This window comes from Gemmatimonadota bacterium (genome assembly GCA_026702745.1).
Lineage (GTDB): Bacteria > JAAXHH01 > JAAXHH01 > JAAXHH01 > JAAXHH01 > JAAXHH01.
This window is the reverse complement of the sequence record JAPPBT010000028.1, coordinates 50,673-62,252: the sequence shown is the minus strand read 5'-3', so window position 1 is coordinate 62,252 and position 11,580 is coordinate 50,673. Positions and strand designations below refer to the sequence as shown.

The following is an 11,580-nucleotide window of genomic DNA, read 5'->3' as shown; positions in this document are numbered from 1 at the left end:
CTGGGCGAGAAAGCTCCGTCGGCTGAGCGTTGACTTTTTCTCGGTGGCAGACATCCGTATTCCGCCTCCTTCTGGGGTCAGTTAACTATCGGTGAATGAGTGGCGTTTGGCCAGAAAGTGTACCGTACCTCCGGCCTCACCGACGAAAAGCGCCGGCAATTGATGTGATGGCCGGATGGTGTCAGATGCTTAGAACATCTACGCGACCTGCCAGGTGTGGTGAGACTGCCGAACGTGTAGGATTTCGTACGGGCGCTAGGTTTCTCCCCGGACCTGCTGCTGTTCAGGACCTTCCAGTGCAAGCCTATGCGTCATGGCGCGCTGCACGCCGTAAGCCGTATTCTTACCGATTAGGAAGTTGGCGAGCACTTGACGGTCCAGGACGAGGAACGCCTCGTGTTGATCGTGTCGCAGGCTACCGCGACGATCGTCAATGCCCGCACGTATAGGTAGACACACCAAATGTATTCAAAAAGACCTCAGAGAGCCCGTTGGCACGACCAGTCAAAGTCCATAACGCCAAGCTTCCAGATGCCGACAACTTGCGCCCGGGCCGGTTTGCACTCACTTTCTGACTGTTCAAGGCAACAACCATGCCGGCACACTCTGGTTGCCCACAAGACGGCGCATCATCTGCCGCCGCGAGATGGCCACTCTCGCGCTGGCACGCCGCTCTCCGGTCACCGTCGCATCGATCTCCGACGCAGCCCGCAGACCCGACTCGAAGGCTCCCTGCATCCAACCCCGATACCTCGAAGCGTGCTCGCCGGCGAAGTGAATGGGGCCCTCGGCCGATGCCAATTCGGGATGCGCCGAGAACGGAGGACTGTAATTTGTGTATGCTGCACCAATCCAGGGCTGATCCTCCCAGGCGAAGTGGGTTCCTTGTTCGGCAACCTCGCGCGTGCCGGGAAACAGGCCATTGAAGCGATCAATGAAACCGGGCACGATGGCTCCGGGACCCATCGCCGCGACCTCGCGTGCCTTGTCTCCGAACAGGTAGGACATCAGAATGCCCCGAGGTCCCTCCTGGTTCCATGTGGGATGCCAGATCTCCTGGTACCCCTCCTCATACGACAACGCCCATCCGTTCAAGCAGTCATCCACCCAGATCCGTTGCGCATACTGGACGTAAACCCGGGTGACGTCCTGGTAGGATGTGGCTGTGAAGGCCGCTCGCTTTTCTTGCGAGAGGACGGGTTCGAATTCGATCTTCCCGATGACGGGGAGGGGAACCGTGCAGATAAGATGGCTGCTCCTGAGTTCCTCCCCGGTCCCGCCGGTTCCGTAGGTGGCCACCACCCCGTTCTCATCCCGGAACACTCTCGTCACCGGTGAGCTGGTCCGTACACGGTCTCCAAGTGAGTCGGCGAAAGCCGTCGGCAAGGCATCGGATCCAGCCGTGATCTTGAGCCACGCGTCCCGCCCACGGAGGAACTGACTCGGTTTATACCGTTGGCGAACTCCCTGATCGGTAATGAAGAGATAATCACTCTCCTGCGTATAGAAGGGGGATGTCTCGATGCCGAAGTGGTCGATGTAACCGAGCGTCAGATCATGATTGGGCGGGATGCGGGCCGCACCGGATTCGGCGATGAGCCCGTCGTCGAAGGGCTCGCGTAGCGTCTGTGCGCGGCCTCCTATCGCGTCTGATGCTTCCAAGACCCGGACATCGTGCCCCGCTCGAACCAACTCGTACGCGGCCACCAGCCCGGACAGGCCGGCGCCTACCACGACCACGTCGACCTGATCTACAGGTGATGACGTCGGCCTGGTCGCCGTCGGTTCGGTCGGGTCACTGGCGTCCGGTCCCATGACATTGTCTGTGCAGCCGGTACCCAGGAATAGAGGGACCAGGGCACCGCCTCCCCGGGCGAGAAAGTTTCGGCGGCTTAGCGTTGTCTTCTTCGGTTCGTTATTCATCGATATTCGGTCTCCGGTAGGTGCAGATACATGACTGGTAATCGACCGTCGGCGAATGGAAGATGTCCGGTTGATCTACATGAAGGCCTACGTGGGCATTATTAGGAAGGGTAAGGTGTACAGCATGGTAACCACCGGCGCGTAGGGCCCGGGCGTCTCGCGCTCACCTTGTGATCTGGTCAGGGCGATTGTTCAAGGCAACAACCATGCCGGCACACTCTGGTTGCCCACAAGACGGCGCATCATCTGCCGCCGCGAGATGGCCACTCTCGCGCTGGCACGCCGCTCGCCGGTGACCGTCTCATCGATCTCGGAGGCAGCCCGCAGGCCCGACTCGAAGGCTCCCTGCATCCATCCTCGATCATCCGAGGCGTGCTCGCCGGCGAAGTGAATGGGGCCCTCGGGAGATGCCAATTCAGGGTTTTCCGAGAACGGAGGACGGTAACCAGCGAAGGCCGCTCCAATCCAGGGCTGATCCTCCCACGCAAAGTGGGTTCCTTGTTCGGCAACCTCACGCGTGCCGGGGAACAGACCTTCGAAACGACCAGTGAAGTCCTCTACGATGGCGTCGGAACCCATCGCCGCGACATTGCGCGCCAGGCTTCCAATCAAGTAAGACTGCAGAATACCCCGAGGCCCCTCCTGGTTCCAGGTGGGATGCCAGATCTCCCCCGTCAAAGACGACCACCCCCATCCGCTCAAGCCGTCCTCCTCCCAGATCCGTTGCGAATACTGGACGTAAACCCGGGTGACGTCCGCATAGGATAGGGCGTCGAAGGCCGCTTTTTTCGCTGCCGAGAGGGCAGGGTCGAACTCGATCTTGTCGATGACCGGCAGGGGAACTGTGCAGATGAGGTGGCTGCCTCTCAATTCCTCCCCAGCGGACCCGTAGATGGCCACCACCCCGTTCTCATCCCGGACCACTTTTGTCACCGGCGAGCCGGTCCGCACACGGTCTCCGAGCGCATCGGCGAAAGCCATCGGCAAGGTATCGGTGCCAGCCGGAATCTTGAGCCACGTTTCTCTCCCACGGAGGAACTGGACCGGTGTCTGCCGTTCGCGGGTCTCCTCATTGCGAAGGATGAGGTAATCACCTTCCTGTGTGTAGAAGGGTGATGTCTCGATGCCGAAGTGGTCGATGTAACCAAGCGTCAGGTCATGGTGGGGCGGGATACGGGCCGGTCCGGTTTCGGCGATGAGCCCGTCGTCGAAGGGATCGCGAAGCGTCTGTGCGCGGCCCCCAACTACGTCTGATGCTTCCAGGACCCGGACATCGTGCCCCGCCCGGACCAACTCGTATGCGGCGACCATCCCGGACAGGCCGGCGCCGACCACGATCACGTCGACCTGATTTGCAGGTGGTGCCGGGTCGTCCGGCGGGTCGTCCGGTGGCGCATCGGGTTGCGTTGGCTCGGGCTGCCTATCGGGCTGCCACGGATCGGTCGGCCACGGATCGGGTTGCGGCGGAATGGACCGCCGCGCCTTGGGAGGGTCACTGACGTTCGGACCCATGACGTTGTCCGAGCAGGCGGTGCTCAGGACTATAGGAACCAGGACGCCGCCTCCCCGTGCGAGAAAGTTCCGGCGGCTGAGCGTTGTGTTTTTCTTGTTGGAATTCATCGTTATTCGTCCTCATGCTGGAGTACATTCATGTATGGTGATCGACGGGCGTTGGACGGTAGAAGTTTCGCCTACGCGTGAACCTGCGCATATCCTCATCCCGGCTCATTCACTGTCAGGATACGCCGGTCGATGTACCAGGTTGACCGGCGTATCCTGTTGTAAGGATCATGTCTAGTCACCTTTTACTGCTCTGAACGGTTGACAAGGCGCAACTCTATGTCGTTGGATAGAAACTGGATTATTGTATGAAATGGTTCGTCGGTCCACGATGACACGGCTTGCCGGAAAGAATACCTTGCGGTAGCCCCAGGCTCCAATATCTCTTCCTCGTCGTCATTAACCACCCAGGCGCAAACGAAGTCCAATCTCTCGCCACTGTCATCGACAAAATCATAGCGAACCCGTACGTCGACCAATTTCCTATCGGTGACATTTTGTACAACTCCGCGTCCTACTACGAAGCGCCGCCCGTCAGGCAATACTTCATAGAGAGCCTCTCGCTGCATGACACCTAGTCCGCTGGAGTCAACTCGTCTCTATCTTCCTCGGATCTTATGTCGTCATGCAAAACTGAACGTTTGTTTATGCCGAACGACCAATCGACGTCTTGGATATGCTTGAAGAATTGCGTTACATCGATACGATCTTCATGGGTTATGGTTTGCCCCGGTTCCACCGTCCCGGTCGTGTCGACCAATGTGAGGATATTCGTTTGCAGTACAGAAGATTCACTGCGAAAGACAACCGCAAACTCAATTACAGCATCATCCAACGTGATGTTGGTGATATTCTTGAAAGTCAAACTCACGGTGGCGAACGTTAACTCTTCTTCATCCATCTCGTAATCAATCACAAGATCAGACACCGCAAAAACTGGATCGAAGAACAATAAACCTGGGTCGCCCTGTTCACCCTGTGGTCCTTGCTCACCCTGCTCACCCTGTGGTCCATGTAAACCTGTTGCTCCTGTCGGTCCCGGTTCACCCTGTGGTCCTTGTAAACCTGTTGCTCCTGTCGGTCCGCGGTCTCCTGCTGGTCCCGGTGGCCCTACCGGTCCTTCGCACGATAACAACAGAACTGCACACACGGATGTTAAAATCACGCAACGCATGAATTACTCCTCCTAACATTCCATAAAGTTCATCCGTATTCGTCTTCTGTTAGATAGCAATACTTCGGCGTTAAATAAACAACCCTCCTTTCGATAGGAACCTGACACCGAATCTATACTCGTAATCTGCTGCTCACTGGCTCGACTCTGGGGTACAAGGTGACAAGTCTTGATAAATATACCGATTTAAGAGTGTTATTTGTGTGTGAATTGATTTATATTTAATGTAATTAACGCGATATATTGCACGAATGTGTCCACTCGTCCTTAGGGATGCACCTGAGTAGCCAAGCAATGCTGTGTCAGTCAAGTGCGACCACTGAGTCGCACGAGTCAGAACCACACGATGAACAGCGGTATATAGAAAGGACAAACGATGAAAAGCGTGGAAGAACTCCGGCGGGAAAACGATATGTTGCGCGAAAGCATCTCTATGCTGAACTCAGCAAGTCTGCGTATCAGTGCAAGCCTGGATCTTGAAACCGTCTTGCAGGAGGTCGTTGAAAACGCCCGTGCGCTGACTCGGGCCCGCTACGGTGTTATCGTCACGATGGGCCAGGCAGGTCAGCCCATTGATTTTCTCACATCCGGCCTCACTGACGAGAAGCAGCGGCAATTAATGGACTGGTCGGATGGTAACAGACTCTTCGAACATTTCCGCGACCTTCCAGGCGCGCTGAGACTGCCGGACGTGCAGGACTACGTACGATTGCTGGGTTTCTCCCCGGAACTGCTTCCGTTCAAGACCTTCCAGTGTATGCCGATGCGTCACCGCACAGTGCATGTCGGCAGTTTCTTTCTTACCGATAAGGAAGGCGGCGAAGACTTCACGGACGAGGACGAGGGTTTCCTCGTGCTGTTCGCCTCGCAGGCCGCTGCGGCGATCGTCAATGCCCGCACATATCAGGCGGAACTGCGCGCGAGGGCCGACCTGGAAGCCTTGGTCGAGACCTCGCCGGTGGGCGTGGTCGTCTTTGACGCCGGAACCGGCCGGCCGAGTTGGTTAAATCGGGAGGCAAGACGGATCGTGGAGGTCCTGGTCACACCGGGAAGTACGCCGGAAGCGTTGTTGGAACAGATGACATTGAAGCGCGCCGACGGACGCGAGATCGCGCTGGATCAGTTCCCATTGTCACAGGCGCTGGTCCACGCCGAGAATATACGGGCCGAAGAAATGGTGCTTTCAGTACCCGATGGACGTTCTATCTCGACTCTGGTCAACTGTACGCCAATACATACAGAGAAAGGAGAGGTCGTGTCCGTTGTGGTCACGATGCAGGATCTGGCGCCGATACAGGAAATGGAACGCTTGCGGACCGCATTCATCAGCATGGTAAGTCACGAACTGCGCGCCCCCCTTACTTCAATCAAGGGCTCGGCAGCCACCCTAATGGAGGAGTCTCCGAGACTCGATCCCGCGGAGACGCGCGAGTTTTCCCGCATCATCATGGAGCAAGCGGACCATATGCGCAGGTTGATCGGCGATCTGCTGGACGCCGGCCGCATCGACACGGGCACGCTGTCGGTTGCGCCCGAGGCAACCGATGTCTCATTCCTGGTCGATCGGGCGCGAAGCACATTCCAGAGCGGGGGCAGTACGCACACTTTCACGACTGATCTCCCGCATAACCTGCCCAGGGTCATGGCTGATCGCTCGCGCATCGTACAGGTGCTCAACAACTTGCTCGTCAACGCGGCGCGGCATGCCCCGGGATCCTCCAACATCCTCGTTTCCGCCGTGCACGAAGGTCAATATGTGGAAGTCACGGTCCGTGATGAAGGCAGCGGCGTGGCGCCGGAGATGCTCCCGTATCTTTTTCAAAAGCATGTCAGACTTGACGAAACCGAACGTTCTTCCAATACTGCCGGCACACGGCTTGGTCTTGCCATCTGCAAGGGACTCGTCGAGGCCCACGGAGGACGTATCTGGGCGGAGAGCGCCGGCATAGGTCAGGGTACGAGCATTATGTTTACCATCCCGGTGGCCCAGGAGTCTTCGATCGCCGGTCCCGGTTCGGACCAGAAGGAAGCGCAAGACAAAGACGGAGTTATCGAGCCGACGCGCATCCTCGTGGTCGACGACGACCCGCAGATGCTCCGATACATCCGGGACGCCCTCACGGAATCCGGATTCGACACGATTGTAACCGGTGACCATACCGAGATATCGAGCATTATCAGGGCCGAAGAACCCGAACTGGTCCTGCTGGATCTGCTCTTGCCCGATGCAGATGGCATCGAGTTGATGGGAAGCGTGCCCGAACTCGCCGATTTACCGGTCATCTTCATCTCGGCCTATGGACGGGACGAAACCATCGCGAAGGCGCTGGAAATCGGAGCAGACGATTACCTGGTCAAGCCCTTTTCGTCTACGGAACTGGTGGCAAGGATCCGGACGTCATTGCGAAGGAGGGCCGATCCCGAACCGTTTATTCTAGGTGACCTGGCCATCAACTACGACCAGCGACTGGTAAGCGTAGCGGGCGTTCAGGTCGAACTTACCGCTAAAGAGTATGAATTGCTGCGTGTTCTTTCACTGAACGCCGGGCGGGTGTCGACCTTCGATGCTGTGATCCGCCAGGTCTGGGGCGAGTATGGCTATGCCAATAACAAACTGGTGCGCAGCCTGGTAAAGTCAGTCCGCCGCAAGATCGGCGACGATGCTCGCGCCCCGGACTATATCCTCAACGAGCGCGGGGTCGGGTACCGGATGGCTCGGTCCCGACGACCACAAGGCGGTGTCTAAAGAACCGATAGTCCCTTCTAAATAAGTCGCCTCGCTCACTCTCGGTCCATCGTCAATGACCTGATTTCCCCACCGGAAGATGAACTCTCAGCAGTACAGAGGCCGGTACAGGTCGATGTTGTGGGAGACGATCTTCTTGCGGCGGTAGTCGTTGATGATCGAGTGCTGGCCGCTCCACTTGTTGGTCACGCGGTTGGACAGTCTGAGCATATCCGTTTCAGGCAAGCTGGTTCGTCACATGCTGAGAGACAGGATGCGGCAGGATTGCGATGTGAGTTGATTCCCGGAACTGCTCGTCCAGTCAGGCCGCTCAGGGAACCCCGGTACTGACTAAGACCTTCAGTCCCGGTTCGGGAAGCGTACGACGCGCGGACACCAGGGATGACTCCGGTTCCGGCCAGTCATGGAGGTAACCCCTGACTTCTCCCGTGCTTTCATCCAGCAGCAGCGCGGCGGAAGTGCCGCTATCCTCACCACTGTCACGGGTCATCTCCACGTATCCCTCGGGTCCGGACAGGCCGATACGCGCCAGCCCGGTGGACCAGTCCGCGCGCAGGGGTACGGTAAAAACAAAGCCGCCAGTTTCGACATCCCCTTTTCCGCACACGATCTCGCCCATGGAGAAACTCGTATCGAAAAGCGTATTTCCATGCTGATCCGTCGCCGCGATTCGGTAGGGTCCGCGCTCCGCCGGCAGGGACAGCGGCGCGTCTACCACGAATGACGGCTCCAGGTAGAGTTCTCCGTCTTCGTCAATTCCACCCCAGATCAACAAGCTTTTGCCCGATTGCGAGTAGGTAGATAAGTCGGGACGGTGCGCCGTGCTTGACAACCTGTGATCCATGGCCTTTTTGAAGTTGTAGTCGCTGGTCCAATCGGGCGGACCGCAACTGGACATGTGATCTGGTGTAAACGGTGGAACGAGCTCGTTGTTCCAGATATCAAAGCCCCAGACACCTATGTTACCCTGCGGATACGGATAATTCGGATCAATTCCACCCGGCCTGCCGCATGGCGCGTGGTACAGACTGAAGTTATGTCCCAGTTCGTGGCCGATGACGTGTCCATTGAATGTCGACACGGAGTCGAGACCGCGCACGTAAGCCAATCCTCCACCGCGATACACGATGCCCATGTAGTACGAATCCGCGCCGTCCATGATTCGAGTCATCCGAGTCACATCCAGCATCCGAGCTGAGTTCACAGGTTCTTCCGAAACCCAGACAGGGTCTCGTATCCTCACGGTGAGTTCGTGAACCGGCAGTATGGTCATGGTCGGCTTCATATACTCCGAGTCCGCCGTCAAACTGTTTACCTCGGCCAACAAGCCTTCGTCCGGGTCCTCCGTCCAGACCAGGGGAATCACGGTCAGCCTCATCGGTGGGATCTCGTGCACAGCGACCGTGATCGCGCCACGGGCGGGAATGCGGTCTGGTAATAGTACGGGTGTGTCGTGCGTTCCTTCGGGATCGATCTCAATGACCATCTCCAGCGACGGCTGGATGACCGAACCAGGTATCATGGCGTTGGCCGTGGCTTCCAGGTCTCCCACGTCAATGATTGGTGGGACGACCTTATCCTCAGTCCGGAGATTCGTAACGTATACCTGCGCGTCGTTCAGGAAGAATCGTGCGGTGATCGGCGGCATAGGTGTTTCTTCAGGCACCGAGATGAATACGCGCAAGAGTGCTTCTTTACCCGCTACCAGGGGTACCCTTAAGTCCAGGTCCTGTATCGACTGGGTAAGGATGGCCTTTGAATTCACCACGACCACCTCCACACAGGTGTTAACTCGGGCGATGGGGATCGCATTCAACCAGTCCCACAATCCAGAGTTCTCGGGCACGCACAACTTAGTAAGATCGAGCCGCAGTTCTTCCAGCATCAATCCGGTCAGCGCCGTTGGGATTCCTCCGGAGAGTCTGGCGTTATGTGACAGGTCGAGTATTCTTAAACTGGTCAGCCCGCTAAACGATTCAGGGATGTCACCGGAAAGCTGGTTGCTTCTAAAGTACATCTCCATCAGGTGCTCAAGTTGTCCCAGTTCGGGGGGAATTTCGCCCGATAGCTCGTTGCCTCTAAAGTTCATCTCTATCAGGTGCTCAAGTTGTCCCAGTTCGGGGGGAATTTCGCCCGATAGCTCGTTCCAGGGTACGGACAGAATCTGAATAGCCTCCAACTGTCCCAATTCGGGAGGAATTTCGCCCGTCAGGAAGTTAGCCCCAAGGATCAGCTTTCTAAGCCGCGAGAGTCGTCCCAACTCGGACGGGATACTGCCCGTCAACCGGTTATTCCCCAGGGACAGGTTAACGAGCCTGGAAAGCTGTCCCAATTCGGAAGGAATCCTTCCCGACAATTGGTTATCTGAAAGCCATAGCGACCAGATCCTGCCATCGTGGTCTGCTCGGACACCATGCCACGTATGGAGGGGTTCTCCGCTCAGCCAGTTCGTGTTGTCCGACCAGTTGGGCCCGTCCGTTGCGTTGTACAGTGCGACCAGGGCCTGCAGGTCCAAATCCACTTCTTCCACTGTGACGACAAAATAGGTAATGGCCTCCGCGTCACCCGACTGGACCGAAACCTGGGCTGATCCGGCTTGGACCGCGGTCACCAGTCCGTTCGGGCTGACCGTCGCCACGGTTTCATCGCTGCTGGACCATTCCACGAGGGCGTCAACAATGGGATGTCCGTTCCGGTCAAGCACAACGGTGGCCAGTCGAATCGTGTCGCCGACGGCCACGGCCCAGGCTCCTTCTGTCTCCAGGATGATACTGCTTGCGGCCTGCATGACCAAAACTTCGATCGCCTCTTTTGAATTCCCAGACTGCGCGATTACTTGTGCGGTCCCGCTGCCGGCCGCGATCACCCATCCGTTCTTACCGACCGTGGCCACGTTCTCGTCGCTGCTCGACCACGTCACGACGGCGCCATCGATCGGATGCCCGTTCTGGTCGCTTGCAGTCGCGACGACCCGTATCGAATCGCCCAGCGCCGTAAACATCGCCTCGGCAGGTTCGATTTTCAGTTCGACGACCTGAAGCAGTACCGCGACTTCAATACTCGCGGACAGGGTCAGGCTCCGCACCGTGATCCGGGCCCTGCCCGGACCTTTCGCCGTCACCAAGCCCCTGTTGGAGTAAATGCTGACAACGCGAATGTTATCACTCGACCAGACCAGCGGAATGCCCGTCATCGGGGCGTTATTCTGATCGTAAACCGTGGCGGTCAACTGCTGGGTCTGACCAATGGAATGGAAGGAGACGGACGACTGAGATGTTTCGATCCGGGTTGCTACCGGCGCAGGCGGTGGAAGTGGGGCAGTTGGTTGTTGCGGTGAGACGGGTTTTGACGGACTTTCCTTGCCACAGCCGACCAGGGCGAACAGGGCAAGACAACCAGTAAGCACACGAGTACCAGGTTTTGAGAATGAGAACACGTACCATCGTTCCTTCTGCTGACACCTGAATTCGGTTTTTCTTTATTCTCCAGGCACCATGCTCGGTCAAAAACCGCTGGCTGTCTCGAATCAGAAACGGGTATGATACCGGCTGGATTCGGAAATCAACTACATCCTCTGTAATGTAAAACTACTAGAATGTTTTTTGTGTGTAAATTCGAGTCTATTTGGTGGTAATTAGGTGATTTCGCGCTTATAAGTGCCTTTTCGTCTTGAACCGTGCGCGGGCGGCTCCCCGATGTGGTTAAATCCAGCAACGATTATCTGGCCGCATGAGATCAGAACCACACGGTGAATAGCGGTGAATCCAGAGGGCTGAAATTGGCGACTATGGAGGAACTCGGCCAGCCTCCGCATCGCCTCGAGCATTTCCGCGACCTACCGGGCGCGCTGAGACAGGCCGGCATGCAAGACTATGTGCGCTCTCCGGGTTTCTCCCGGGACTGCTGCCGTACAATACCTTCCAGTGCGCTGTTCGCATCGCAAGCGGCTACGGCGATCGTCAGTGCCAGGTATGGGATGCCCCTTCGAACCAGATCGTCCACGCGAAAGTCCGCCCATCTGCATGTTCTGCTGCCTACGATTCGAACCCGTGACGGGAATACACGCGGCGATGTCGCAAATCCCGTCGCGATTTCGCCATAGCGCCGGTAGATTATACCTTATATAATACGATCCTAATGAACTTGGATGTGGCTGAACCGGACGGAATCCACAGGG

At 57.3% G+C, this 11,580-nt stretch carries 7 protein-coding genes and 2 pseudogenes; 1 reads left to right on the top strand and 8 read right to left on the bottom strand.

The genetic code is table 11. From position 1 onward, the window contains the following. Nucleotides 1-579: 579 nt before the first annotated feature. From OXH56_05300 to OXH56_05280, 5 genes and pseudogenes are all read right to left on the bottom strand, one after another. Entirely contained in the window at nt 580-1,407 is an 828-nt protein-coding gene (locus tag OXH56_05300) for an FAD-dependent oxidoreductase (protein ID MCY3554719.1), read from the bottom strand. A gap of 42 nt (nt 1,408-1,449) precedes the next feature. Then, nucleotides 1,450-1,815 (bottom strand): annotated as a pseudogene (locus tag OXH56_05295) (FAD-dependent oxidoreductase). A gap of 300 nt (nt 1,816-2,115) precedes the next feature. Next, the gene (locus OXH56_05290; GenBank protein ID MCY3554718.1) at nt 2,116-2,931 is read right to left on the bottom strand and encodes an FAD-dependent oxidoreductase; all 816 of its coding nucleotides are present in this window, start codon (nt 2,929-2,931) and stop codon (nt 2,116-2,118) included. 57 nt (nt 2,932-2,988) lie between these two features. After that, nucleotides 2,989-3,435 (bottom strand): annotated as a pseudogene (locus OXH56_05285) (FAD-dependent oxidoreductase). Between the two features lie 622 nt (nt 3,436-4,057). Next, complete coding sequence (locus OXH56_05280) at nt 4,058-4,657, bottom strand: collagen-like protein (GenBank protein ID MCY3554717.1); 600 nt, start codon at nt 4,655-4,657, stop codon at nt 4,058-4,060. 376 nt (nt 4,658-5,033) lie between these two features. Between OXH56_05280 and OXH56_05275 the strand changes: the two genes are divergently transcribed. Continuing rightward, entirely contained in the window at nt 5,034-7,403 is a 2,370-nt protein-coding gene (locus tag OXH56_05275; GenBank protein ID MCY3554716.1) for a response regulator, read from the top strand. 87 nt (nt 7,404-7,490) lie between these two features. Here OXH56_05275 and OXH56_05270 read toward each other — a convergent pair whose 3' ends face one another. The 3 genes from OXH56_05270 to OXH56_05260 form a co-directional block, all read right to left on the bottom strand. Continuing rightward, nucleotides 7,491-7,628, bottom strand: coding sequence for a hypothetical protein (locus tag OXH56_05270; protein ID MCY3554715.1), 138 nt, complete (start codon nt 7,626-7,628; stop codon nt 7,491-7,493). 85 nt (nt 7,629-7,713) lie between these two features. Beyond that, nucleotides 7,714-10,269 carry an Ig-like domain-containing protein gene (locus OXH56_05265; GenBank protein ID MCY3554714.1) on the bottom strand — a complete coding sequence of 852 codons (2,556 nt, stop codon included), beginning with the start codon at nt 10,267-10,269 and terminating at the stop codon, nt 7,714-7,716. Between the two features lie 1,004 nt (nt 10,270-11,273). After that, nucleotides 11,274-11,405 (bottom strand): hypothetical protein, encoded by a 132-nt coding sequence (locus tag OXH56_05260; GenBank protein MCY3554713.1) that lies wholly within the window; start codon nt 11,403-11,405, stop codon nt 11,274-11,276. Nucleotides 11,406-11,580: the final 175 nt, after the last annotated feature.